Raw genomic sequence first — 24567 nt, 5'->3', positions numbered from 1 at the left:
TTGGATGGATTATCAATTCCACTGGCGACCAGTTATTCAGGCTCTTCCCGATCTTCTGAAAGCCTCTCTGGTCACACTTCAGGTCTCTCTTATCGCGATGGCACTTGGCCTGATGATCGGCCTTGTGCTCTATTTCTTTCGGGCCAGCCAACTGCGCGTTCTGCGCGGGTTTGGCTCCACCTGGGTCGAAATTGCGCGCAACACGCCTTCGCTGTTCCAAATTTTCGTGTTCTATTGGGGACTTGGCGAGTTCGGGATTTTTCTCAGCTCCTATACGGCGGTCGTTGCCGCGCTGACCTTCAATTGCGCGGGGTATATGGCCGAGACCTATCGCGGTGGCTTTAATGCCGTGAACGCCGGTCAGGACAAGGCCGCGCGCACGCTGGGCATGACCCGGTTTCAATCCATGCGCTATGTGGTGTTGCCGCAAGTGTTGCGCGCCATTTACGGGCCGATGACGAACCAGTTCACCTGGGTCATTCTGGCCTCCTCTCTGGGGATGTTGGCGGGTCTGCGTGAATTGTCGGGCGAGACGCAATATTTCAACTCGCGCACCTTCCGCACTTTTGAATTCTTCGCCGCCACAGCCGTGATCTACTATCTGATCGCGAAAATGGCGCTTCTGTTGATGGCCCTTCTTGGACGGCCCTTGTTCAAAGCGGAAAGGGCAAAGTCATGACGGATGTCTTTACCACGCTTCAATGGAGCGATCTGATCTTCCTGCTGGAAGGGGCTTGGAAAACCGTTCAAATCTCTGTCGTCTCCATCCTTTTGGGCACATTGTTGGGCATGGTCTTCGGCTGGCTGATGTCGCTGAACAACAAGCTGATCACCTTTGCGGTCATGGCCGTGCTGGATGTGTTCCGCTCGGTGCCTTTGCTGATCCAATTGATCCTGTTTGACAGTTTCGTGGCAATTGCGGGCTTTCCATTGCCGGCATTTTGGTCGGGCACGATCGTGTTGATCATCTACACCGCCTCGCTTGTGGCTGTGGTTGTACACTCGGGCATCGACTCTGTGCCTGCGGGTCTACGTGCCGCCGCGCGGTGTTTGGGGATGAGTTATTGGCAGGAAATGCGCCATGTGACCACGCCCGTGGGCCTGCGCACGGCGTTTCCGTCCTGGCTTGGTGTCGCACTGGCGACCATCAAAGACTCCGCTCTGGTCTCGGCCATCGGCTATGTCGAATTGCTGCGCGCCTCGCAAATCCTCAACACCCGCACCCAAGAGTCGGTCAAAATCATGCTGCTGGTCGGCCTGATCTACTTTATCATCTCCTACCCGCTGTCGCGATTGGGCGCACGTTACGAACAGAGGCAAAAATCATGATCGTACTGGAAAACCTGCACAAATCCTTTGGCCCTCTGGAAGTTCTCAAAGGCATCAACCTGACCGTGGACAACGGCGAGGTCGTCTCGCTGATCGGCGCGTCTGGCTCGGGCAAATCGACGCTGCTCTATTGTATCAACGCGCTCGAAACCATTGATGGCGGCAAGGTCACCGTCGATGGGGTGGAGGTGCATGCCAAGGGCACCGACATCAACAAGCTGCGCCAGAAATTGGGCACGGTGTTTCAGCAATGGAACTCGTTCCCGCATCTGACCGCGCTGGAAAATGTTGCCCTCGCGCCGCGTGTGGTGTCGAAATTCAGCCGCAAAGACGCGCAAGAGATCGCCGCCAAGCAACTCAAACACGTTGGTCTGGGCGACAAGCTCAACCACTATCCGTCGCAGCTTTCGGGCGGTCAGCAACAGCGTCTGGCGATTGCCCGCGCGCTGGCGATGGAACCGACCTATATGTTGTTTGACGAGGCCACCTCGGCGCTTGACCCGGAGCTTGTTGGCGAAGTGCTCGACATCATGCGGCTTCTGGCCTCTGAGGGCATGACGATGATCGTCGTCACTCATGAGATGAGCTTTGCCCGTGATGTCTCTGATCGCGTTGCCTTTTTCAAAAAAGGCGTTCTGGCCGAAATCGGTGCGCCGGAAGATGTGATGAACAATCCGCAAGACCCCGATCTGCAACGGTTCCTCTCGACCATCGGCTAATTCTATCAGATCACACAGCCAAAGAACCGCCGTTCCTCACATTGGAGCGGCGGTTTTTTCGTGTGTGACATTGCGGTCCAAACGAAAACCCCCGCGCCATGTTTCGGGCGCGGGGGGAAACGTGTTTGGTGCGGCGGCGGAATGCTGCGGCTCTTATCCCGCCAAAAGCGCCGCGTTGCCGCCCGCCGCCGTGGTGTCGACGCACATGTGCCGCTCATGGGCGACATGGGCCGCATCGGGCAGGGCGGTGATCAGTGGCAGGATCGCGCCCTCACGCAGCGACAGCGCCTCGGCATAGGCGCGCGGCTCACCTCCCCAATAGATCACGCCATCAAACCCGGTGAGGGTGGTCAAAACGGCGGGGTCCATCGTGCCTGTGCATGGGACCGCAACCCCGCCCAAGGCCTCAACGGCGGCGATTTGTGCATCAACGGCGGCCTGTCCCGGCCCCATGCACAGGATCGGTGCGCGCGCGTAGGTGCGCAGGGTGTTGGCCTCGCCAGTCGGCCCCGGCATCTCGGTGGCCGCCAAAAGCCCGCCGCTTTGGGTCTTGGCAAGTGACGTCTTGGCCAGCGCCGCTTTGAGCGCCTCCAGATCACAGGGCGTGTCCCAAACCCCCGCCTCGGTCGCGGCCTGCGGTTTGATAAATCGGGTCAGGTAGCTCGGCCCCCCAGCTTTTGGCCCGGTGCCCGAAAGCCCTTCGCCGCCAAAGGGTTGGCTGCCAACGATGGCACCGATTTGGTTGCGGTTCACATAGAGGTTGCCGACATGAATGCCATCCGCGATCTCTTGCACCCGCGTATCGATCCGCGTGTGCAACCCAAAAGTCAGGCCAAAACCGCGCGCGTTCACATCCGCAATCACCTTGTCCAACTCATGCGCCTTGAAGGTGGCGACATGCAGCACAGGCCCAAAAATCTCGCGTTCCAGATCGGCAATGCCGCCGACTTTCAACAGGGTCGGGGCAACGAACAACCCGGATTCTGGCGCATCACCGCGATGCAGCAGCGCGCCCTTGGCCGCGTTTGCGGCGATATAGGCGTTGATGCTGTCATAGGCCGCCTGGTTGATCACCGGACCGACATCGGTGGCCAACACCCAGGGGTCGCCAACGCAAAGCTCATCCATCGCGCCTTTGAGCATTTCGATAAAATGCGGGGCAATGTCGTCTTGGACATAAAGGCAACGCAGTGCAGAACAGCGTTGGCCCGCCGATTGGAACGCCGAGGCCACGATGTCGCGCACGGCTTGCTCGGGTAGGGCGGTCGAGTCGACCAACATGGCATTCAACCCGCCGGTTTCCGCGATCAAGGGCGCACCCGCGTCCATATGGGTCGCCATGGCGCGGCGGATGGATTGGGCGGTGGCGGTCGAGCCGGTGAACACCACGCCCCCCACGCGCGCGTCCGAGGTCAGGGTGCGCCCCACGGTGGAGCCAAGCCCGGTGATCAGTTGCAGAGCGGATTGTGGCACGCCCGCCTCATGCAGCAGCGACACGGAGATGCTGGCAATCACCGGCGTGGCTTCGGCGGGTTTGGCGATGATGCCATTGCCTGCCGCCAGAGCCGCGCCGATTTGGCCAGAGAAAATCGCCAGAGGGAAATTCCACGGACTGATTGCGGTGAAAATCCCGCGCGCATCCATCATGTCGCCGCGCATCTCGGCCTGACCGGCGTAATAGCGCAGGAAATCAACGGCTTCGCGCAGCTCGCCGACGCAATCGGCCAAGGTCTTGCCCGCCTCACGCGCCAAAGTGGCAAAGATCAGACCGGTGTTGGCCTCGTAAAGATCGGCGGCGCGGCGCAGCACCTGCGCACGCTCAGATACGGGCGCATCCCACGTGGCCGCATCCTCGATAGCGCGCAGGGCGGTGGCCTCATCCGCCTCCAAAACCGCGCTCACGACCTCGCCTGTGGCCGGGTTCACAACATCGCAGGTCACGCCTGTGGCCGGGCGCAGGGTGATCGGCCCGGCCTCGGGCAGGGGCACATCGCGAGCCGCGTAAATCTTAGTCAAACAGGCCTCATCCGAGAGATCAAAGCCCTTGGAATTGGTCCGACCTTCGGTGGCAAACATATCTTTCGGGGTGCGCAACCCAGAGGGAGGGGTGGCGGCGGCCAGCGCGGTGAACGGATCGGCGGCGATCTCTTCCGGGCTGACGTCTTCGTCCACCAATTGGTTCACAAAGGACGAGTTCGCGCCATTTTCAAGCAGGCGGCGGACCAGATAGGCCAACAAATCGCGATGCGCGCCAACCGGGGCGTAAATCCGACAGCGGGTTTTTTCGTCTTTGATCACAACATCATGCAGTTGCGCCCCCATGCCATGCAGGCGCTGGAATTCAAACGGACGGCCCTCGGCCATGTCCAAAATCGCAGCGACGGAATGGGCGTTATGGGTGGCAAATTGCGGATAGATGCGATCCGAATAGCCAAACAATTTGCGTGCATTGGCGATGTAGCTGACATCGGTCGCGGTCTTGTTGGTGAACAGCGGGAAATCGTCGAGACCTTCGACCTGCGCCCGTTTCATTTCGGTGTCCCAATAGGCGCCTTTGACCAGACGGACCATGATTTTGCGATCCAGATGCGTGGCCAGCGCGTTGAGCCAGTCAATCGTCTGACCGGCGCGTTTGCCATAGGCCTGCACCACCACGCCAAAGCCATTCCAGCCCGCGAGATCGGCACTCGTCAGCACCGCTTCGATCACTTTGAGCGAGAGGACCAGACGGTCCTGTTCTTCGGCGTCGATATTCAGGCCGATCCCGGCCTGTTTCGCCATCACCGAGAGATCATGCACGACCGGCACCAGTTCCGCCATCACGCGCGCCTCTTGGGCGACCTGATAGCGCGGGTGCAGGGCGGAGAGTTTGATCGAGATGCCGGGGTTGGTTTCGACCGAGCCATGGATAGCGGCCTTGGCGATGCTTTTGATCGCATCGCTGTAAGATTTGGCATAGCGCGTGGCGTCGGCTTTCGTCATCGCGGCCTCGCCCAACATGTCGTAGCTATAGGTGTAGCCCTGTTTTTCGCGCTCGCGGGCGCGCTCCAGCGCCTTGTCGATGGTCTGACCCAAAACGAACTGGCGGCCCATCTGTTTCATCGCCTGGCCCACGGCCACGCGGATCACCGGTTCGCCCACACGTTTGATCGCCGCGCGCAGCACACGCGCCACGCCCGGATCGCGTTCGTCCAACACCCGGCCCGTGAGCATCAAAGCCCATGTCGAGGCATTGACCAGCGGAGAGGAGGCTTCGCCAATGTGTTTCGACCAATCGGAGGGGGCAATTTTATCCTCGATCAGCGCGTCGATGGTTGTGGCATCCGGCACGCGCAACATCGCTTCGGCCAAACACATCAGCGCCACGCCCTCTTGGGTTGAGAGGCCATATTCCGCGAGGAATTTTTCCATCAAACCGGGGTTGGCCTCGGCCCGAATGCGGCGGATATAGCCGGCTGCCCGGTTCGAAATCGCCACGCGTTCCGGCTCCGTCAGGGCACCCTGTTGCATGAGGTCTTTCAAAACATCCTGTTCAGGTGCAATTTTGGCGCGCCCTGAAAACGTGTCGAACTTATGATCGAACATGGTCCACTCCGGAATTTGTTTCACCCTGAATATCTGCGTTCCTCTGGTCGTTGCGTCCAAAATCGCGTATTGATGCAGACAAATCGTACAAAAATATCCCGCAAAAAGGACGAATAATGATTATTGACGAGGCTGACCGCAAAATCCTGCGCGAATTGCAACACAACGCCCGGATTCCAGTGACAGAATTGGCCAAACGGGTTGGACTTTCGAAAACACCCGTGGCCGCGCGGATCAAGAATATGGAAGAGGCGGGGCTGATCTCGGCCTACCGCGCCGTGGTCTCACCGCTCAAACTCGGGTTGAGCCATGTCACCTTTGTCGAAGTGCGCATGTCCGACACGCGCGAATCTGCGCTCAAGAAATTCAATGAGGCGGTCAAACTCGTGCCCGAGATCGAGGAATGCTACATGATCGCGGGAGGGTTTGATTATCTCGTCAAAGTGCGTGCCCATGATATAAACCATTATCGTCAAGTGATGGGCGATAAAATTTCAGCGCTGCCCTTTGTCAATTCGACCTCAACCCATGTGGCGATGGAGGCCATCATCGAACCGTCCGAAATCGTGGTTTGACAGACCGTTGGGTAGGTCGTTTCTCAGATTTGTGGCATTTACCAAGATGTTAAGCCGCCGTTGTGGCCAAGTTTTCGCCACAGTGATTCGAAGAGGGCCAATGTCATTGTTTTCGCTTTGGCCCCATTTCAAAGCAATTGCGGCCATTGGTTCCATTCCGACAAATGCAATCTGTGAATGGGTTAAAATTGAGGCAGGATAAGGGCGGCGTCCGCCAGGGTATGTGACGTTAGGTTAATCACCGCTGGAGCGCGCAGGTTCCGGTTTGAAAAATGACCTATAATACCATGAAGTAAAAAGATAAAAACAGAAAACCTGCGCAATATCTGTCCCGGACGTCTCAGGTTGGACGACGGGTTTGCGCTCGATTTCACCGCGTGATTTGCGACGCATTTCGACGACAGGACAATTTTTAGCCCATTTTCCCCGTATGCACGGACACCTTTTTGACATATCCATAAGTGGCCCAACTGGGGGGCAACATAAGGCCACGGGGGCGGCTGCGTTAAGTTTCGAAGTCCGAGAAGGGCGTCGGCTTGCGTGTCCGATGTGGTACATGGATCGTTCATTCGATCTGCTGCTGCGTGTGACGATTGCGAGTTTTGCCATCGATGTGATGGCTATGTCTTCTCGAACTTTACAATTTCAATGCAGACGCTTTGGTCTTGTGTTTATGGGACTCATCCGGGCAACCGGTCGCGTTATTTTTCCGTTCTTGTCGAGCGGTGGTGAAGGAATGAGAAGATGACATATACGCATACGCATGATGATGATTGCGATCCAAAAGATCCAACCCCGACCACACCGACCCCGTTGACAGGGACTGTTGATGGGACCGCTGGTGACGATTACATCGACGTTGCATATACCGGTGATCCTGAAGGCGATGTCATTGATGGGGCGGACGGCCTTGATGATGTCGTCTATGCGGGCGGCGGTGACGACACCGTGCTTGGTGGCGAAGGCAATGACACCATCTATGGTGACACCGGCGTAGCAACCACCACATCCACCGAAACATTCTCTTGGGCGGACATCACAGATCAGGATTGGTGTGGCCTTGGCACCGTGGACAACGGCGATGACCTCGAAGGTCTGACGCTGACCCAAGACACCGGCAATGTCACAGTGACGGTCACCACCCCGGACACTTATGACACATGGCACGCCAGCAACATTGGCGTGGATTCGAATTTCTCCACCAATACGGTCAACGTCGATGGGGTCGATGGCGCAGATTCCCACTCCTCCCTCGCGTCCAACGCGGCAGCGGGCGAAGTTGGCACCTATGCCATGTCTTTCTCTGACGATGTCCAAAACGTCACCTTCAACATCTCTGACATCGACGCCAATCTCGGTCAGGTGACCGTGATCGCCTATGACGCGGACGGCAATGAAATTCCGGTCACGTTTGACATCGGCTCTGACCTGATCCTCTCTGGCAATACGGTCACGGCCGAGGACACCGACAACGTGTCACCCTCCGCCGACAGCAACACCGTTACCGTGAGCATCGCGGGCCCGGTGGCCTCGCTTCAGATCATCCACACCAATCCGGGCACGGGCGTGTCAGGCATTCACATTTCTGACGTGACCTTTGATGCCGTTTCCGGCACCGAGCTGACCGAAGGCGAAGGCGACGACACCTTGATTGGCGGCGCAGGCGATGACGTGATCTTTGGCCAAGGTGGCAATGACACGTTGCAAGGCGACGAAGGCACCAACACGCTGGACGGCGGCGCAGGCGACGACACCTTTATCGGTGGCGCAGGTGCGGACACGTTCACCGGCGGTGCAGGTCAGGACAACATTGATTACTCCGGCTCAGACGCTGCGGTCAATGTCGACCTGTCGACCTCGACACTCTCCGGTGGCGACGCCGAAAACGACAGTATCTCCAGCGGTATCGACGGTGTGATCGGCTCTGACTATGACGACACCCTGACCGGTTTTGATCATCAGGGCACCGATCCGGCCGACACATATACCAATGAATTCTGGGGCATGGGTGGCGATGACACCATCACCGGCGGTGGCGGCGACGACTATCTCGACGGTGGCGACGGCAATGATTACATCGAAGGCGGCGATGGCGATGACGTCATCATCGGCGGCGACATCGGCAGCCCGGATCGCGGCTACCCCGGCGTGTTTCCGGGCGATGCGGACACCACCAATGACATGGACACGCTGCTGGGCGGCGCGGGCAATGACACGATTTCAGGTGGCGACGACAATGATTACATCGACGGCGGTGCCGACAATGACACCATCGACGGCGGCTTTGACGATGACACCATTTTGGGCGGCTCTGGCGATGACTTTATCGTCGGTGGCGAAGGCTCCGACACAATCGACGGCGGTGAAGGCAATGACATCATCTATGGTGGTCTTGCACCGGGCTTCCCGGACAGTCTGAACATCCCCGATGATGCGGGCGATCTTGTCACCGACAACGGCCAGGACGTGATCCACGGCGGTGCGGGCAACGATACGATCTATGGTCAAGACGATGACGACCTGATCTATGGTGGCGATGGCGACGACACCATCTATGGCGGCATCGACAACGACACGATCTATGCCGGTGCGGGCCATGACATTGTTGATGGCGGAGAAGACAACGATACGATCTACGGCGGCGGCGACAATGACGTTCTGTCCGGTGGCGATGACCAAGATACGATTTTTGTCTCCTTGGACGATGTGACGTCTGGTGTGAACAACACCACCGTGGACGGTGGCGCCGGCGGCGTGGATTGGGATACGCTTGATCTGTCCGGTCTGTTGTCCAATGGCTGGGTGATCACCCACGAAGTGCAAAACCCGGACTCCGATGGCAACGGCTTTGACGGTCAGATCCAACTCTACAACGCCGGTTTGGACCAATACGCCAACATCAATTATACCAATATCGAGGAAATCATCCCTTGCTTCACGCCGGGGACGCTGATTGCGACACCCAAAGGCGAAGTCGCGGTGGAAACCCTCAAACTGGGCGACAAAGTCATCACCCGCGACAACGGTCTTCAGGCGATCCAGTGGATCGGCAAGAAATCCCTGTCCTCTGCCGATCTGGCGGCCCGTCGTGCATTGATGCCGGTGATGATCCGTCAGGGCGCACTTGGTGCCGGTCTGCCGGAGCGGGACATGATGGTCTCTCCAAACCACCGCATGTTGGTCTCCAACGAAAAAGCCGCGCTTTTGTTTGACGAGCACGAAGTTCTTGTGGCCGCCAAACACCTGACCCGCTTGGACGGTGTCGAGGTGATGGATGCGGCTGAGGTGACCTATATCCACGTCATGTTCGAGCGCCACGAAGTGGTCCTCTCGGACGGGACATGGTCGGAAAGCTTCCAGCCGGGCGATTACACCCTCGCCGGAATTGGTGAAGACGCCCGTCAGGAAATCTTTACACTCTTCCCGGAATTGCAAGACGTGTCAGCCCGCGGTGGCTTCACCGCCGCCCGTCGCATCCTTCGCAAACACGAAGCCGAGCTTTTGGTCTCCTGATCCAAGCTAAAAACGTCACGCCTTTCACCTGAGACAGGGGAAAGGCGCAACGCTTTAAAGAACGCTCTCCCGGCGTTGGTGACACGTTCACCTGCGCCGGGAACCTCGGTGGCCACAGGGGGCTGGGCCACCAGAGGATTATCTATAGCCTTGGCTGATCTGCATTGTCTTGCGTATCACATCACCGCTTTTCCGGCTTCGCGGCCTCAGTCTGCGCCAAAACCGCGCCCGAGCGCTTTCCATCCGATAAAAGCAAGAATAAACGCGCCCAGAGCGGCGACCAAAATCGGCATCAGAATAGCCATGTCACGGGCCACAACGCCCTGTGCGCCACGCGCAATCAGTCCCGACAATACAAGACCAATCGGCATCATGCCCCAGGCGAAAAGCCGATAGAGGCTGTTGACCCGACCCAAAAGGGCGTCGGGGATGGCGCGCTGTCGATAGGACACGGAAACCGTGTTCCAAATCAGCCCCAAAAATTCAAACACCGCCAATGTCAGTCCCAAACTCACCGGACCGGGCGCGAATGCGATGGCGAGAAAGATCGGAGCAGAGGCCAGCAACGCCAGTTGAGCCGACCGGCTTGGCCCAAGCACGCGGATAATGCCGCCGCCGAGCCATCCGCCCAAAATGCCGCCCACCGCCCCCGAGGCCAAAATCAGCCCATAAACCTGTGCGTTTAGGCCCAGGTTTTCCTGAACATGCAGGACAAGTGCGATCATCATCATATGAAATAGCAGATTCCAAAACCCGGTGATCCACGCAAGGCTACGCAGCACGGGGGCGGCACGCAAAAAGGCCGCGCCTTCTTTGAGTTCCGCGCGCCAATCGCGGGCGCGCGTGCCCGCCGCGCGAAACACGCCCTTGATCCGCAGCACAAGGAAAATGGCGGCAAAATAGCTGATCGCATTCAAAAGAAACGGCGCGGGCAGGGCAAAACCGATCAACATCGCGCCGAAAGCCGGCCCAATCAAAGCGTTGCCAATCAGTTCCACACTCCAAAGTCGCCCGTTTGCGGTTTCAAGTTCGGCATGTGGGACGAGCGTCGGCAACATGGTTTGGGCCGCATTGTCGCGAAACACTTCGGCGACACCGACCACGCTGGCCCCGCACAGAAGCGCCCAGAACAGCCAAAGGTTGGAGATGCCGCTGGCGGGGGCGGGCGCGAGGGGCAGGGCGGAGACAATCGCCACGCCCACCGCCAAAAACGCCACCGCGCGCAGGGCGTCCATCCGCAAAATCAACACCCGCCGATCGGCGCGATCGGTGATGATCCCCGCAGGAATGGCACAGAGCGCCCAAGGCAAGCGCAGGGCCACAGGCACCAAAGCGATCCAGACCGGATCGCGGGTCAACAGTGACGCGAGCCAAGCCCAAGCCACCGTGGCAATGCCATCGGCCAAATTGGTCAGGCCACTGGCCAGTATGAAACGGTGGAGCGGGCGAAGGGTCATTTTAAGGGCCAAATTGATTTAAAGAAACAGCGGGTCAGAGGTCACATCTGACGCCAATCCTCCAGCGTATCCATGTCCCAAGTCGCCGCCTCGGACGGCATTTCCACCCGTTTGGCACCGTATTTTGCCATCAATTCCTGCGCGCCATGATCGCCGGTGAGCCTGTCAAATTCGGGCAAAAGGGAGGCGGGAAAGATCACCGGATGACCATCGCGCCCGCTTTGGCTCATCGCGCGCACACTCTGCGTGCCCTCAAAGGTTTCAAACAGCGCAACCAAAGTGTCAAGATGCGCGGCGGTGATGAAAGGCAGATCGGCCAGCATCACGATCAACCCGTCATAGCCGCCTGAAATCGCCGCTTTGGCCAAGCATTTCAACGTCGCGGACAGGCCGTCATTGGCTTGTTCGACACAGACAAAGGCATCGCGCCGCCGCAATATGGCCCGACGGCTGGCGAAATACGGATGGGTGTCCGGCGGCAAAGCGACCAAAATATCATGGCCCTTCGCCGCCGTAATGGCCCGACGCAAAAGCGTGTCGGGGGAGTGCAGGGATGGCGGGGTCGACAATTTGTCAAACCCCATCCGGCTTGAATTCCCCGCCGCACATATTCCCGCAAGCAAACGCATTTTGAGCCCCTGTGTTTGGCCGACCATCAGCGCTTTATTTTTCTGGCAACAACCCGCGCGGTGAAAACCGCAGCACGACCAAAAGGATCACGCCCATGGTCAAATAGCGCATATAGGCCACGCGTTCGATCAATCCAGCCTTAAACGACGAGCCATCGTCCATGCCCGAAGTGATCACATTGACGATCCATGCGCCAATCGGTTCGACCTCGATCCACAGGAACCAAATCAACATGCCGCCCAAAACCGCGCCCCAATTGTTGCCCGATCCGCCGACGATCACCATGACCCAGACGAGGAAGGTGTAGCGCAGCGGTTGGTAGGTGGTGGGGGTGAGCTGACCGTCAAGCGTGGTCATCATCGCGCCCGCAACGCCGATGATCGCCGCCCCCAACACGAAGATTTGCAAATGCCGCCCGGTGACATTTTTGCCCATGGCTTCGGCGGCGGTTTCATTGTCGCGGATCGCGCGCATCATCCGGCCCCAAGGGCTTTTGAGCGCCAATTCCATCGCCGTGACGATCAGAATGATCACCGCCAGAAACAGCAAGGCATAAAGAAGTTTGACAAAAATCGACGACCCCGTGGTCGGGTCCATGCCGAACCGGACCATCATGTCCAAAAACCATTGCGCGTTTTGCAAGTCGATTTCATTCGGCACGGGACGGGGCAGCCCGTTGACGTTTTTGACGCCGCGCGACAGCCAATCTTCGTTTTTCATCACCGCAAGGATGATCTCGGCGATGCCCAGTGTGGCAATGGCCAGATAATCAGAGCGCAACCCGAGCGCGGTTTTGGCCACAAGCCAAGCTGCGCCCGCCGCCAAGATCCCGCCCACAGGCCAAGCCAAAATCACCGGCAAGCCAAGCCCGCCAAGATAGCCGGAGACCGCCGGATCGACCGCTTCAATCGCCGCAACCGCCGGGTCCAACAGGAATCGGAACAGGAAGAACCCAAGGATCAGAACGGCAGTCAAAACCAAGCCGCGCGTCCGGCCTTTTGGCATCCGTTTCCACAACACGGCAGCGCCCGCGATGATCATGACACCGACCACAAGCGCGGCGATGATGCGCCCGCCGCCCGCCGACCACGCGGCCGGGACCGGCGGCATCGAGGTCAGCACAACGGCCAAGCCACCCAATGCGACAAAGCCCATGACGCCAACGTTAAACAGCCCCGCATAGCCCCATTGCAGGTTCACCCCCAAGGCCATGATCGCCGAGATCAGCCCCATGTTGAGGATGGACAGCGCGGAGTTCCACGATTGCAACAGGCCAACCGCCGAGATCAGCAGTGCCATCGCCAAGAAATACAGCGGAGCCCTCGATTTTTTCATGTCGGATTGTGTCATATCGATTGCCCCTTAAAGAGACCCGTGGGTTTGAACAACAACACGATGATCAGGATGGCGAAAGAGACGGCAAATTTGTAATCCGTCGACAAAAGCTGGACCAAACCGTCGGGGCTCCAACTGTCTGGGCTGAGATAGGTGATCACCTTTTTGAAGGCGTAGGTCAGGGTCACCTCGGAAAAGGCAATGACAAACCCGCCCGCAATCGCGCCCAACGGATTGCCGATACCGCCAACGATGGCGGCCGCGAAGACCGGCAAGAGAAGTTGTTGATAAATAAAGGGTTTGAACGATTTGTCCAAACCATAAAGCGCGCCCGCGATGGTGGCGAGAGCGGCGACCAAAAGCCATGTGATCGTGACCACACGCTCCGGGTTGATGCCGGACAAGAGCGCCAAATCTTCGTTATCAGAAAAGGCGCGCATGGATTTGCCGGTGCGGGTTTTGTTCAAAAACCAAAACAGCGCTGCCACGGTGATCAGGGCGACGACGACGGTGATCACTTGGGTGGTTTTGATCGCAAGCCCTTCGTCCAGGCCCGACCAGGCTTTGAAATCGCGGGCATTGACGAGGAAGCGCGCGCCATCGGCAAAGCGGCGGTCTTCTGTGCCCACGACCATGCGCACGACGCCGTTCATGACAAACATCACCCCGGTGGAGACGATCACCAACATGACGGGGGCGGCTTTGACTTTACGGTAGAACTTATAGACCACGCGGTCGGTGGTCAAAAGCAACAGCGCCGTGACCAAGATGCCAAAGGGTAGGGCGAGAAGGGCGGTCGGCAGCGGCCCAAGCGAGAGGCCCCAGCTTTGAAACAGCGCCGTGACCAGCACAACCACCATCGCGCCAAAGGACATGGTTTCGCCATGGGCAAAGTTTGAGAACCGCAGCACGCCGTAAATCAACGTGACGCCCAAAGCCCCCAGCGCAAGCTGCGCGCCGTAGGCGGTGGCAGGGATAAGGACAAAATTGGCGAAGGCCACGAAGGCGTTGAGGATATCCATCACTTAGCCCCCCAAGAATGTGCGGCGAACTTCGGGGTTGGCCAAAAGGGCCGCCCCCGTGTCGGTGTAAGCATTGGCGCCTTGGACAAGCACATAGCCTTTGTCCGCGATTTCAAGCGCTTGGCGGGCGTTTTGTTCGACCATGAGGATGGAAATCCCGGTGCGGGCGACCTCGATGATCCGGTCAAACAGCTCGTCCATCACGATGGGCGAGACACCTGCGGTCGGTTCATCCAGCATCAACAATTTCGGTTGGGTCATCAGCGCGCGACCGACAGCGACCTGTTGGCGTTGCCCCCCGGACAACTCGCCCGCGTTTTGGTTGCGCTTGTCTTTGACTGCCGGAAACAGCTCATAGACCTGTTCAATCGTCTCTTCGACGTCATCATTGCGAATGAACGCGCCCATTTCCAAATTCTCGCGCACCGTCATGGTCGGGAAAATATTGTGGGTCTGGGGCACAAAGCCCATGCCTTTGTAGACGCGCTCTTGGGGGGACAATTGGGTGATGTCTTCGCCGCCCAGATGCACATGGCCCTCGCGCAGGTTCAACATCCCAAACACCGCCTTCATCGCGGTGGATTTGCCCGCGCCATTGGGGCCGACGATGACGGCAATCTCGCCTTTTTGCACGGTCAGGGTACAGCCGTGCAGAATATCCGCGCCAGAGCCATAACCGCCGCGCATCTCGCTTGCGTGGAGGAACGTCATTCGGCACCCTCCGGTTTTTTGTTTTTCACGCCCGTGCCCAAATAGGCCTCGATCACCGCGTCATTGCTCATGATCTCGCTCGACGTGCCCGTCGCCATCACCTTGCCCTCGGCCATCACAATGACCGGATCGCACAGCTGTTTGATGAACTCCATGTCATGCTCAATCATGCAAAACGTATAGCCGCGCTCCACGTTGAGCCGTTTGATCGCATCGCCAATCGTGTACAACAGCGTGCGGTTGACGCCCGCGCCAACCTCATCGAGAAACACCATTTTGGCATCGACCATCATCGTGCGGCCCAGCTCCAAAAGCTTTTTCTGACCGCCGGAAATCTCGCCCGCTTTCAAATCCGCGATATGGGAAATGGTCAGAAACTCAAGGACTTCATCGGCCTTTTCGCGCAAAGCGCGTTCCTCGGCGGCGATCTGTTTGCGTTTGAACCACGCATTGACCAGCGTCTCGCCGGTTTGCCCCGCAGGCACCATCATCAGGTTCTCGCGCACCGTCATGCTTGAGAACTCATGCGCGATCTGGAACGTGCGCAAAATGCCCTTGGCAAAAAGATGGTGCGGTTTGAGCCCGGTGATGTCCTCACCGTCAAACAACACCTGTCCAGAGGTCGGGGTCAAAACCCCGGCGATGCAATTGAAAAGCGACGTTTTTCCCGCGCCATTGGGCCCAATGAGCCCCGTGATCGTGCCTTGCTCAAGCGTAAGCGAAGCCCCGTCCACTGCACGAAAACCGCCGAAATGCATGTGCAGATCACGCACTTCGATCATATGGTGTATCCCCGTTTTTGATCCGGCTGTTAAGCGAATGGGACCGGATAAGAAATATGGCCCGGAGCGTCAAGTGACAGATCTCCGGGCCATCTCATCCTATGCGGCTCTTAGCGGATCGAAACGGTTTCAAACGCGCCGTCTTTGATCGTGTAATAGCGGTAGGAGCCAGCGGCCTCGCCCGGTCCGATCAATTCCACATTGGTTGCACCGACATAGTTGACATCCCCCCCCTCGGAGAGGATTTTAAGCGCCTTGTCCAACTCGCCCGGCAAGATCGGCTCGCCCGGTGCGTTGGCCACATCCAAAACGTTGGCCGCCACGGCGTCCTTGGTCGCCGCACCGCCTTTGGCCATGGCCAAAGCGATCAAAGCGCCCGCGTCATAGGATTCGCGGGTGTAAGCGGAGGAGACGTTGATGCCCGCCGCTTCGCCCAAAGCGTTGAACGCGTCGGTGCCCGCACCTTCGGCCCATGGCACGATACCGAGGGACCCTTCGACCACGTCACCCAGATCGGCGATCAAGCTGTCGCCATACATGCCGTCGCCCAAGAGGAACATGTCAAACGCGCCGGTGTCAGCGGAGGCTTGAATGATGCCTTTGCCGCCTTGGTCGACATAGCCCAACACGACAAGCATTTCGCCACCAGCCGAGGCCAGTGCGGCGATTTCGGCGGAATAGTCGGCTTTGCCGTCTTCATGCGAGGTGTTGATGGTGATTTCGCCATCATAGGAGGCCGCGAACGCATCGGATAGGCCTTTGCCGTAATCGGAATTGGTGTAGGTCACAGCCACCGATGTGATGCCTTTTTCTTTCAAAACATCAGCCAAAACAGCGCCTTGGCGCGCGTCAGACGGCGAGGTGCGGAAGAACAGGTCATTGTCTTCGACCGTGGTCAGACCCGGCGAGGTGGCCGACGGAGAGATCATCACCACACCATTTGGCACGGCCACATTGGACAGGATCGCGCCAGTCACGCCGGAACAATCCGCGCCCATGATGGCAACGATACCGTCAGAGGTGATCAAACGCTCGGCAGCCGCAGAAGCCGCGGCGGCGTCCACACAGGTGCTGTCGGCGCGCACGGGGGTGATGGTCGAACCGTCCAGAAACATGCCGCTGTCATTGATTTCTTTAAAGGCCAATTCCGCACTTGCGGCCATGTCGGGGGTCAGAGATTCAATCGGGCCCGTGTAGCCAAGGATCACGCCGACCTTGACCTCTTCTGCGAAGGCCGCAGCGGAGAAAAGGGTTGCGGCGGTGGACGCCAAAAGCAGTTTCTTCATATGGTATACTCCCTGTTTTTTCGTAGTCTGGGGCGAAGACTAGAACGGCTTTTACCAATTGGAAAGATATGCCGTTGGGTTTGAGGATCAGAAATCAGGCCAATGCCCAAAAAGATGTGATGTCGCGAAAAAATCATCCGCTTTTGGCAAGACTTTAGGGGAAAAGGCAGGAGATAGGACGACTCATGGCCAGGTTTCCTCCGATTTCCCCCGAAAAGTTGCGGGCTGCGGGGTTACGTTGCATGTTTTTTGACCAACAGCCGCGGAATGACGCATAAAATCCTGTCGTTTTTGGTTTCCATCCACAGGCCAGAAAGTTTATAAAGCTCAAACGCTGTGGGCGCTAACAGGGCCCGCACGCGTTGGAGGATGAAATTGCCCCTGCGCCAAGTCGCGCAGGCACCACCTGGAGTAAAAACGATGACGGATTGGGTGAAAACCGCATGGCGCAACAAACCGCGTGTGCAAATGCCCGACTATACGGACGAGGCCGCGCTGACTGCTGTTGAGGCTCAGCTTGCCAAATATCCGCCGCTCGTTTTTGCAGGGGAAGCACGCACACTCAAACGCGATCTGGCGAAAGCCTCTCGCGGCGAGGCGTTTTTGTTGCAAGGCGGCGATTGCGCCGAAAGCTTTGCCGAATTTGGCGGCGACCAGATCCGCGACACGTTCAAAGTCATGTTGCAAATGGCGATGGTGCTGACCTTTGGCGCAAAAGTGCCAGTGATCAAGGTCGGGCGCATGGCCGGGCAATTTGCCAAACCGCGCTCGGCGGCGACCGAAACCGCCAACGGCGTCGAATTGCCGAGCTACCGCGGTGACATCATCAACGGCTTTGACTTCACGCCAGAAGCACGCATCCCCGATCCAAACCGGATGTTGCAGGCCTACACCCAAGCCGCCGCCTCTCTGAACCTGCTGCGCGCCTTTTCCAAGGGCGGGTTTGCCGATATTCACCGGGTGCATGCTTGGACTCTGGGCTTCACGGAGGCCGACGAAGCCGAGAAATACCGCGATATGGCCAATCGCATCCAAGATTCCCTGGATTTCATGAAAGCGGCGGGGATCACATCCGAGAACAATCACGACCTGCATACGGTGGATTTCTACACCTCGCATGAGGCGCTTTTGTTGGAATATGAAGAGGCGCTGACCCGTGTGGACAGCACCACGGGGGCGACGATTGCCGGCTCCGGTCACATGATCTGGATCGGCGACCGCACCCGTCAGCCGGACGGCGCACATGTGGAATTCTGCCGTGGCGTGCAAAACCCGATCGGGTTGAAATGCGGGCCAAGCACCACCGCCGAAGACCTTAAGGTCTTGATGTCTAAACTGAACCCGGAAAATGAGGCGGGCCGTTTGACCCTGATCGCGCGGTTTGGCGCGGGCAAAGTCGCGGACCATCTGCCGCGTCTCATCGAGACGGTCAAGGCCGAGGGGGCCAAAGTCGTTTGGTCCTGTGACCCGATGCATGGCAACACGATCAAATCGGACAGCGGTTATAAAACCCGCCCGTTTGAAATGGTTCTGGCCGAGGTGCAGGAGTTCTTTGCCGTACACCGCGATCATGGCACCATCCCCGGTGGTGTGCATTTCGAGATGACCGGTAAGGACGTAACTGAATGCACTGGCGGTTTGCGCGCCGTGACCGACGAGAACCTCGCCGATCGTTACCACACCGCCTGTGACCCGCGTCTGAACGCCTCGCAAGCGCTGGAATTGGCGTTCCTTGTGGCCGAAGAACTGCAAAAAAGCCAAACGCCGGAAGAGATCGCGGTTTCCGCGTAACTCTTTTGAGATCAAGATGTTGAAAGCCGGGCTTCATGTCCGGCTTTTGCATGTCTGACGGGGCTCAGTCGCGATGAGACACAAACCCGGTTTCAATCGCCTCATAGCCCGTCGCCTAACGAAAGCTCATTGCGCTCACCCCGAAACGCCCACAACCTCCGTTAGGTTTTGTGCGTTTCGGCCTTGATCAGGCGCAAAACCGGTTTGCCTTTCGGGCGCTGCGGCATCGGGGCGTGAGGTTTGACCTCGTTTTTACCCGCGTCTTTTGCGGCATGATCGTCATAGGCCTTTTTCGCCTCGGCAAAACCAGCGGGCACGGGGGTGCCAGCCGGGGTGGTGGCAAAGCTTTGCTCCGTCGGGTTATCCGAGAGCAACGGGCGGCTTTGCACATCGACCACTTCAAAGCGGCGCGGTTGACGGCCAATCTCGCCTTTGGATTGGAGGCAGCCCAAGACGCGGTTCACATCGCCCAGATCGGATTTGAGCGGGCAGAGCAAAAGCTGCGCATCCATCACGCCGCGGCCAATGCCGCGTTCGGCTTTCAGCGTGATGACGGTGATTTGCGGCGTTTCAAACACGGCTTCCAAAGCCTCGGAAATCTTGGCCCGGCTTTCCGGTACGAACATCGCCGTCAACGGCATCCCACGTACTTCCATGCCCATCAGATCGGTCAGATGCATCCCGGCCAAGCGAAACCGCGCCACGCCCAAAGCAATCCGTTCCAGGATAAAGGCATATTCGAGCGCCGATTGCATGCCGCGCGGATCAATTTCGGAACGGGCCGGGACGGGGCGGCCATTGCGCAAACCGTCCCAATAGGCTTCGATCGTTTTGAGGGCCGGGAAATGCATGTCGTTGCGGCGCGGCATAAGGGACACAACATTGGAGCCGCTGACATATTCGATTTTCATCTCATCACCTATTCTCACGAGCGCTTTGATCACGCCACCGATTGTACGTTGACTGCGGGCGCTGCCTTGCCGTTTGGTCTCTGCTGGCACCGTCCCGCCTGATTTCATTGCCCGCTGTGTCTCACCGCTGGCGTGACCTGAATATGCCACGAGTTTGCCCGATTTGGTGTAAAAAGCTAACCAATGGTTAACATCTGCAGAAATGCCTGACGCGATGGTGACCAAAAGTTTAACGTCCGGCCATGGATCGTACCGCTCAAAACGGAAAAAGATACGCAAAAACAAATCATTGCAAAGCATAACTTTGGCACGTCCAGAGTTCGATCCGCGCGCCAATCACTTCTGTAAAATTGTATGTATCGCCAATTTAGAACAGTAACCCTGCCACAGTTCATCGCTGAAACTGACGGATCACGGGGCGAAAGATCGGGAATATGGGCAAGATTATGACGTGCAGATGCAGCATTTGAGACTCAGTTTGGCGCGTTCCGACATGATTGCGTCACAATCGCCAAGCAGTAGCCAAGCCGTCCTCAGCCGGATATAGGAAGAGCGACGACAAAAGGAGCATTTCATGGAAGCGGAGCGGCGCGGTCTTCTCATCATTTTATCCTCTCCCTCAGGGGCGGGGAAATCCACGCTCGCGCGGGCCTTGATGGAGTGGGACAACTCGTTGCGATTTTCCATCTCCGCCACAACGCGTGCGCCGCGTCCGGGTGAGGTGGACGGGGTCGATTACCATTTCGTCAATGAGGCCACGTTCAAAGACATGGTCAACGAGGGCGAGATGTTGGAACACGCCCATGTGTTCGGCAATTTCTATGGTTCTCCGTCCGCCCCCGTACGCACCGCGATTGAGACGGGCCGCGATGTGTTGTTTGATGTCGATTGGCAAGGCGCGCAACAGATCGCCAATTCCGTTTTGCGCGATCATGTGCTGTCGATCTTCGTGCTGCCGCCCTCCATCCGCGAATTGCGCCGCCGCCTCGAAACCCGAGGCCAGGACAGCGATGAGGTGATTGCCAAACGGATGGAAAAGAGTTGGGATGAGATCAGCCATTGGGATGGTTACGATTATGTTTTGGTCAATGACGATCTGGCGACCTCGTTTGAGCGGCTCAAAACCATCATCACCGCCGAACGGTTACGTCGGGCGCAACAACCGGGGCTGATGAATTTTGTCCGTCAGCTTCAGTCCGAATTTCAGGAGGTCGAAGGATGACACTCTATACGCTTGAGGATCACGCACCGGTGTTGCCGGAAAATGGCGACTACTGGGTCGCGCCCGACGCCAATGTCATCGGTAAAGTGATTTTGGGAGAAGGCGCCAATATTTGGTTCGGCGCCACGTTGCGCGGCGACAATGAGGCGATTGAGGTCGGTGCGGGCAGCAACATTCAGGAAAATTGCGTGTTGCACACCGACATGGGCTATCCACTGGTCATCGGCGCGGGCTGTACCATCGGCCATAAGGCGATGTTGCATGGCTGTGTGATCGGCGAAAATTCCCTGATCGGCATGGGGGCGACGGTGTTGAACGGGGCTCGGATTGGCAAAAACTGTTTGATCGGGGCAGGGGCCTTGATCACCGAGGGCAAAGAAATTCCGGATGGATCGCTGGTCATGGGTGCGCCGGGCAAGGTTGTGCGGATGCTGACAGAGGCACAGATCGCCGGTCTGCGCGCCTCTGCGCTGCATTATCAACAAAATGCCCGCCGGTTTCGGGACGGATTGGTCGCGATTGGCTGAACTCGTGAGCCAGCTTCGTCTGGGCGGCTTGGATTTTTGCCCTTTCACAGGGCCATGTGATGCATCACCCTGTTAGTGCATCACCTTATTATTAGTGCATAACCTTGGCATTACGCGGCACGGGGCGCGCCGGGATGATGATGTCAAAATCCAAATGCGGGTAATGTTGCCGCACTTCGGTGCGCACAATCTCTGGCCTTGGCAGGTCTTTGGCAATGACGCGAAACAGGCCTTTGTAATCAGCGGAACTGAGAAACGCCGCCAATTCCAGACAATCAAAATGCGCCGAAATGGCCGGGGCCACAACGCTGTCCGGGCTGATCGCAGTTAAGATTTCACGAGACAGATCCGCAAATTCGATAAAGAACACGCCGGACCGTTCAGGGAAATGCTTTTTGAGGGTTTGCATCAGCTGTGGCTCGCCCACCATCAAGATCATGCCTGAAGATCTCAGGTGTGTGTCCCGGTTCAGAGCGATGATGTCGCCAAATATGTTCTGTCGAACGGTACCCATATGGCAGGGGTCCTGTATGTTTACGCTCTCATGTCCTCTTCGAGCAAACGGGTAAAGTATCGAAATTGCAACAATCTTTTTATCAAAACCGAAATAATTCGCAAAATGGGAATTTGAGAGACGGAATTTGAGCACGCACCCGTTTGACAGCCCCCGTTGTCACAGACAGGTTACATGATGTGGGTAGGCCCACGCAGACAATGAAAGTGATCCCATGCGCAGCGTGACAAAAGAAATGGCCTTTGGCGAGGACGTGGTGACCGAAATGGCACGCGCGATGCCCCTGCCTGTGGTGGTGATCGGGCGCGACGAACGGGTTTTGGCCGCCAATACCCTCGCCGCCACCTTGTTTTCCGACGCCATGGTCGGGCGACATTACATCACGGTGCTGCGCCAACCCATGTTGTTGGACGCGATTGAAAACGTGTTGCGCCTCTCAGAACCCGCCGAGGCGGTGTACCGCGTGACCGAAAGTCAGCGCGATTTGGTCTATGACGTGTTTGTGCGCCCGGTGATTGTCGGCGATTTTGCCTGTGTGACGGTCGCCTTTGAGGACAAGACCGAGGTCCAGGAGGCCGGACACATGCGCCGCGATTTTGTGGCCAATGTCAGCCATGAGCTGCGCACGCCGTTGACAGCGGTGCTCGGGTTTATCGAAACCCTGCTGGGCCCGGCCGCCGATGACACCGCCGCGCGCACCCGGTTTTTGGAGATCATGGACCGCGAGGCCAAGCGGATGAACCGGATCGTCGGCGATCTGTTGTCCCTGAGCCGGGTTGAGGCCGAACGCCGTGTGCGTCCGACGGATCGGGTGGACATTTCGGCGCTGCTGCGCTCTGTGGCCCTGACCTTGCACCCTGTGGCGCAGGCACGCGATGTGACCTTGACGCTTGAGGGTACGCAGGGGGTCGAAGAGGTGCCCGGAGATTTCGACCAATTGACGCAAGTGTTCACCAACCTGATCGAGAACGCGATCAAATATGGCGGCGCGGGCAAAGAGGTGCACATCTGTCTGACCTCACATGCGGTCGAACCGACGATGCGTTCGCAAGCGGTGCGGGTGGATGTGTCGGACCAAGGCGATGGCATCGCCTCGCAACATATCCCGCGCCTGACCGAACGGTTCTACCGGGTAGATTCGCATCGCTCGCGTGAAATGGGTGGGACCGGGTTGGGTCTGGCGATTGTAAAACATATTCTGAACCGCCACCGCGGGCGGCTGAGGATCGAAAGCCACACTGGGCGCGGCAGCTGTTTTTCGGTCATTTTGCCCTATCAATAAGCCAAATCTTTGGATTTTTCCCGAAAATCAGGGGTTAACAGGCTGTCACAATCCCTAACGCACTGTCACATTGGCGGTGTTTTGGCGGTTTTACCTAGGCTAATTGCCAAGATGTCTAGGAATTTCCCGCCATCTGTCATGAAATTGTTACATTAGTTTCACAAAACCATTGCGAGACCCCCCTAAACCCCCCGTTGAGGGAGCAATGTTGCTCTCGGACATAAAGCAAATTCAGGAGCAAATGATGTCCTTTGTGAAACTGACCGCCTCTGCGATCGCAATCGCAGCCGTTTCGGCCACTGCCGCCACCGCTCGTGACCAGGTGCAAGTCGCCGGTTCCTCCACCGTTCTTCCCTACGCCTCGATCGTAGCTGAAGCTTTCGGCGAGAACTTTGATTTCCCGACCCCGGTCATTGAATCCGGCGGTTCTTCCGCTGGCCTCAAGCGCTTCTGTGAAGGCGTTGGCGAAAACACCATCGACATTGCCAACGCATCGCGCAAAATCCGCGAAAAAGAAATTGTTGCCTGTGCTGAAGCTGGCGTGACCGACATCATGGAAGTCCGCATCGGTTATGATGGCATCGTGTTCGCTTCCCAGTTGAACGGCCCGGCCTTCACCGCCTTCACCCAGTCTGATTGGTTCAACGCTTTGGCTCCGAAAGTGGTCGTTGACGGTGCTCTGGTCGACAACCCTTACAAAATGTGGAACGAATTCAACGCCGATCTCCCGGCCATTGAAATTGCAACCTTCATCCCGGGCACCAAACACGGCACCCGTGAAGTGTTCGAAGAGAAAGTTCTTGCCGAGGGTTGTGAAGCCACTGGTGCCGCCGCTTTGCTCGAAGCTGCTGGCATGGACGCAGGCGATGAGTGCCTCAAAGTGCGCACCGATGGCGTGTCCACCGACATCGACGGTGACTACACCGAAACGCTCGCTCGTATCGACGCCAACACCAATGGCATCGGCGTGTTCGGCCTCGCATTCTACGAAAACAACACCGACAAACTCAAAGTTGCGACCATGTCCGGTGTGGTTCCGTCCACCGAATCCATCGCGACCGGTGAATACCCTGTGTCCCGCCCGCTGTACTTCTACGTGAAGAAAGCCCACATCGGCGTGATCCCGGGCGTGAAAGAATATGCTGAGTTCTTCGTCTCCGACGATATGGCTGGCCCGTCTGGCCCGCTCGCCGAATACGGTCTCGTGTCTGACCCGGAATTGGCTGCGGTTCAAGCGGCTGTGTCCGACGAAGCAACCATGAACTAAGCCTTGTGGCTCTGATCTGACATTGGAGCGGCGCGGGGACCCCTCGCGCCGCTTTTCATCCGAACGGGCGTTCCATTCCGTCCGTTTGCCCGCTCTGACCTGTTCTGCA

At 57.8% G+C, this 24567-nt stretch carries 21 protein-coding genes; 11 read left to right on the top strand and 10 right to left on the bottom strand.

Going from position 1 to position 24567, the window contains the following annotated elements; all coding sequences use genetic code 11:
• The first annotated feature begins 4 nt into the window (after positions 1-4).
• From BLT54_RS00605 to BLT54_RS00595, 3 genes are read left to right on the top strand one after another with little or no spacing between them, the layout of a single operon-like run.
• Positions 5-679 carry an amino acid ABC transporter permease gene (locus BLT54_RS00605; RefSeq protein WP_074640064.1) on the top strand — a complete coding sequence of 225 codons (675 nt, stop codon included), beginning with the start codon at positions 5-7 and terminating at the stop codon, positions 677-679.
• Positions 676-1329, top strand: a complete 654-nt coding sequence (locus BLT54_RS00600) for an amino acid ABC transporter permease (RefSeq protein ID WP_074640062.1) — start codon at positions 676-678, stop codon at positions 1327-1329. Before BLT54_RS00605 ends, BLT54_RS00600 begins: the two co-directional genes overlap by 4 nt.
• A complete protein-coding gene (locus tag BLT54_RS00595; RefSeq protein ID WP_074640060.1) occupies positions 1326-2048 on the top strand; it encodes an amino acid ABC transporter ATP-binding protein in 723 nt (240 codons plus the stop codon). Before BLT54_RS00600 ends, BLT54_RS00595 begins: the two co-directional genes overlap by 4 nt.
• Positions 2049-2201: 153 nt before the next feature.
• On the opposite strand, the gene putA is transcribed toward BLT54_RS00595, so the two are convergent.
• Positions 2202-5633, bottom strand: coding sequence for a bifunctional proline dehydrogenase/L-glutamate gamma-semialdehyde dehydrogenase PutA (gene putA, locus BLT54_RS00590; protein WP_074641342.1), 3432 nt, complete (start codon positions 5631-5633; stop codon positions 2202-2204).
• A 116-nt stretch (positions 5634-5749) separates the two neighbouring features.
• Here putA and BLT54_RS00585 point away from each other — a divergent pair, with 116 nt between their 5' ends.
• The 3 genes from BLT54_RS00585 (at position 5750) to BLT54_RS00580 (ending at position 9721) form a co-directional block, all read left to right on the top strand.
• Complete coding sequence (locus tag BLT54_RS00585) at positions 5750-6208, top strand: Lrp/AsnC family transcriptional regulator (protein ID WP_074640058.1); 459 nt, start codon at positions 5750-5752, stop codon at positions 6206-6208.
• 556 nt (positions 6209-6764) lie between these two features.
• Positions 6765-6956 (top strand): hypothetical protein, encoded by a 192-nt coding sequence (locus BLT54_RS22085; protein WP_143026701.1) that lies wholly within the window; start codon positions 6765-6767, stop codon positions 6954-6956.
• Positions 6953-9721, top strand: coding sequence for a Hint domain-containing protein (locus tag BLT54_RS00580; RefSeq protein ID WP_245707921.1), 2769 nt, complete (start codon positions 6953-6955; stop codon positions 9719-9721). The genes BLT54_RS22085 and BLT54_RS00580 overlap by 4 nt, the downstream gene beginning before the upstream one ends.
• Before the next feature lie 206 nt (positions 9722-9927).
• Here the strand turns inward: BLT54_RS00580 and BLT54_RS00575 are convergent, their stop codons facing one another.
• The 7 genes from BLT54_RS00575 to BLT54_RS00545 form a co-directional block, all read right to left on the bottom strand.
• Positions 9928-11178, bottom strand: a complete 1251-nt coding sequence (locus BLT54_RS00575) for an MFS transporter (RefSeq protein WP_074640056.1) — start codon at positions 11176-11178, stop codon at positions 9928-9930.
• Between the two features lie 41 nt (positions 11179-11219).
• The gene (locus BLT54_RS00570) at positions 11220-11807 is read right to left on the bottom strand and encodes a nucleotidyltransferase family protein (protein ID WP_176832795.1); all 588 of its coding nucleotides are present in this window, start codon (positions 11805-11807) and stop codon (positions 11220-11222) included.
• 34 nt (positions 11808-11841) lie between these two features.
• Entirely contained in the window at positions 11842-13158 is a 1317-nt protein-coding gene (locus BLT54_RS00565; protein WP_176832794.1) for a branched-chain amino acid ABC transporter permease, read from the bottom strand.
• Positions 13155-14165, bottom strand: a complete 1011-nt coding sequence (locus BLT54_RS00560; RefSeq protein ID WP_074640052.1) for a branched-chain amino acid ABC transporter permease — start codon at positions 14163-14165, stop codon at positions 13155-13157. The genes BLT54_RS00565 and BLT54_RS00560 overlap by 4 nt, the downstream gene beginning before the upstream one ends.
• Positions 14166-14168: 3 nt before the next feature.
• Complete coding sequence (locus BLT54_RS00555) at positions 14169-14876, bottom strand: ABC transporter ATP-binding protein (protein ID WP_074640049.1); 708 nt, start codon at positions 14874-14876, stop codon at positions 14169-14171.
• The gene (locus BLT54_RS00550; protein ID WP_074640046.1) at positions 14873-15658 is read right to left on the bottom strand and encodes an ABC transporter ATP-binding protein; all 786 of its coding nucleotides are present in this window, start codon (positions 15656-15658) and stop codon (positions 14873-14875) included. The genes BLT54_RS00555 and BLT54_RS00550 overlap by 4 nt, the downstream gene beginning before the upstream one ends.
• 110 nt (positions 15659-15768) lie before the next feature.
• The gene (locus BLT54_RS00545) at positions 15769-16944 is read right to left on the bottom strand and encodes an ABC transporter substrate-binding protein (RefSeq protein WP_074640044.1); all 1176 of its coding nucleotides are present in this window, start codon (positions 16942-16944) and stop codon (positions 15769-15771) included.
• Positions 16945-17364: 420 nt separating this feature from the next.
• Here BLT54_RS00545 and BLT54_RS00540 point away from each other — a divergent pair, with 420 nt between their 5' ends.
• The gene (locus BLT54_RS00540; protein WP_074641334.1) at positions 17365-18735 is read left to right on the top strand and encodes a class II 3-deoxy-7-phosphoheptulonate synthase; all 1371 of its coding nucleotides are present in this window, start codon (positions 17365-17367) and stop codon (positions 18733-18735) included.
• 161 nt (positions 18736-18896) lie between these two features.
• On the opposite strand, the gene BLT54_RS00535 is transcribed toward BLT54_RS00540, so the two are convergent.
• Positions 18897-19646: a PAS domain-containing protein gene (locus BLT54_RS00535; protein ID WP_074641331.1), complete on the bottom strand. Its 750-nt coding sequence runs from the start codon at positions 19644-19646 to the stop codon at positions 18897-18899.
• Between the two features lie 574 nt (positions 19647-20220).
• On the opposite strand from BLT54_RS00535, the gene gmk reads away from it, so the two are divergent.
• Both gmk and BLT54_RS00525 read left to right on the top strand, forming a co-directional pair.
• Positions 20221-20868 (top strand): guanylate kinase, encoded by a 648-nt coding sequence (gmk, locus tag BLT54_RS00530; RefSeq protein WP_074640042.1) that lies wholly within the window; start codon positions 20221-20223, stop codon positions 20866-20868.
• Positions 20865-21395 (top strand): gamma carbonic anhydrase family protein, encoded by a 531-nt coding sequence (locus BLT54_RS00525; protein WP_074640039.1) that lies wholly within the window; start codon positions 20865-20867, stop codon positions 21393-21395. Before gmk ends, BLT54_RS00525 begins: the two co-directional genes overlap by 4 nt.
• 91 nt (positions 21396-21486) lie before the next feature.
• Here the strand turns inward: BLT54_RS00525 and BLT54_RS00520 are convergent, their stop codons facing one another.
• Positions 21487-21834, bottom strand: coding sequence for a hypothetical protein (locus tag BLT54_RS00520; protein WP_143026700.1), 348 nt, complete (start codon positions 21832-21834; stop codon positions 21487-21489).
• Between the two features lie 289 nt (positions 21835-22123).
• Here BLT54_RS00520 and BLT54_RS00515 point away from each other — a divergent pair, with 289 nt between their 5' ends.
• Positions 22124-23191, top strand: coding sequence for an ATP-binding protein (locus BLT54_RS00515; RefSeq protein WP_083351625.1), 1068 nt, complete (start codon positions 22124-22126; stop codon positions 23189-23191).
• A gap of 244 nt (positions 23192-23435) precedes the next feature.
• Positions 23436-24458 (top strand): substrate-binding domain-containing protein, encoded by a 1023-nt coding sequence (locus tag BLT54_RS00510; RefSeq protein WP_074640035.1) that lies wholly within the window; start codon positions 23436-23438, stop codon positions 24456-24458.
• Positions 24459-24567 lie beyond the last annotated feature (109 nt).

It is taken from the genome of Celeribacter baekdonensis (assembly GCF_900102315.1).
Taxonomy (GTDB): Bacteria; Pseudomonadota; Alphaproteobacteria; order Rhodobacterales; family Rhodobacteraceae; genus Celeribacter; species Celeribacter baekdonensis.
The sequence above is the reverse complement of the archived record's forward strand: the minus strand, read 5'-3'. Positions and strand labels throughout refer to the sequence as shown.

Bases quoted from the DNA above. Each gene is read 5' to 3' on its own strand.
- BLT54_RS00520 (WP_143026700.1), bottom strand. From the start codon at position 21,834: ATGATCTTGATGGTGGGCGAGCCACAGCTGATGCAAACCCTCAAAAAG.
- BLT54_RS00585 (WP_074640058.1), top strand. From the start codon at position 5,750: ATGATTATTGACGAGGCTGACCGCAAAATCCTGCGCGAATTGCAACAC.
- BLT54_RS00550 (WP_074640046.1), bottom strand. From the start codon at position 15,658: ATGATCGAAGTGCGTGATCTGCACATGCATTTCGGCGGTTTTCGTGCA.
- BLT54_RS00605 (WP_074640064.1), top strand. From the start codon at position 5: ATGGATTATCAATTCCACTGGCGACCAGTTATTCAGGCTCTTCCCGAT.
- BLT54_RS22085 (WP_143026701.1), top strand. From the start codon at position 6,765: ATGGATCGTTCATTCGATCTGCTGCTGCGTGTGACGATTGCGAGTTTT.
- BLT54_RS00580 (WP_245707921.1), top strand. From the start codon at position 6,953: ATGACATATACGCATACGCATGATGATGATTGCGATCCAAAAGATCCA.
- BLT54_RS00535 (WP_074641331.1), bottom strand. From the start codon at position 19,646: ATGAAAATCGAATATGTCAGCGGCTCCAATGTTGTGTCCCTTATGCCG.
- BLT54_RS00575 (WP_074640056.1), bottom strand. From the start codon at position 11,178: ATGACCCTTCGCCCGCTCCACCGTTTCATACTGGCCAGTGGCCTGACC.
- BLT54_RS00545 (WP_074640044.1), bottom strand. From the start codon at position 16,944: ATGAAGAAACTGCTTTTGGCGTCCACCGCCGCAACCCTTTTCTCCGCT.
- BLT54_RS00515 (WP_083351625.1), top strand. From the start codon at position 22,124: ATGCGCAGCGTGACAAAAGAAATGGCCTTTGGCGAGGACGTGGTGACC.
- BLT54_RS00540 (WP_074641334.1), top strand. From the start codon at position 17,365: ATGACGGATTGGGTGAAAACCGCATGGCGCAACAAACCGCGTGTGCAA.
- BLT54_RS00510 (WP_074640035.1), top strand. From the start codon at position 23,436: ATGTCCTTTGTGAAACTGACCGCCTCTGCGATCGCAATCGCAGCCGTT.
- gmk (WP_074640042.1), top strand. From the start codon at position 20,221: ATGGAAGCGGAGCGGCGCGGTCTTCTCATCATTTTATCCTCTCCCTCA.
- BLT54_RS00595 (WP_074640060.1), top strand. From the start codon at position 1,326: ATGATCGTACTGGAAAACCTGCACAAATCCTTTGGCCCTCTGGAAGTT.
- BLT54_RS00565 (WP_176832794.1), bottom strand. From the start codon at position 13,158: ATGACACAATCCGACATGAAAAAATCGAGGGCTCCGCTGTATTTCTTG.
- BLT54_RS00555 (WP_074640049.1), bottom strand. From the start codon at position 14,876: ATGACGTTCCTCCACGCAAGCGAGATGCGCGGCGGTTATGGCTCTGGC.
- BLT54_RS00600 (WP_074640062.1), top strand. From the start codon at position 676: ATGACGGATGTCTTTACCACGCTTCAATGGAGCGATCTGATCTTCCTG.
- BLT54_RS00570 (WP_176832795.1), bottom strand. From the start codon at position 11,807: ATGCGTTTGCTTGCGGGAATATGTGCGGCGGGGAATTCAAGCCGGATG.
- BLT54_RS00560 (WP_074640052.1), bottom strand. From the start codon at position 14,165: ATGGATATCCTCAACGCCTTCGTGGCCTTCGCCAATTTTGTCCTTATC.
- putA (WP_074641342.1), bottom strand. From the start codon at position 5,633: ATGTTCGATCATAAGTTCGACACGTTTTCAGGGCGCGCCAAAATTGCA.
- BLT54_RS00525 (WP_074640039.1), top strand. From the start codon at position 20,865: ATGACACTCTATACGCTTGAGGATCACGCACCGGTGTTGCCGGAAAAT.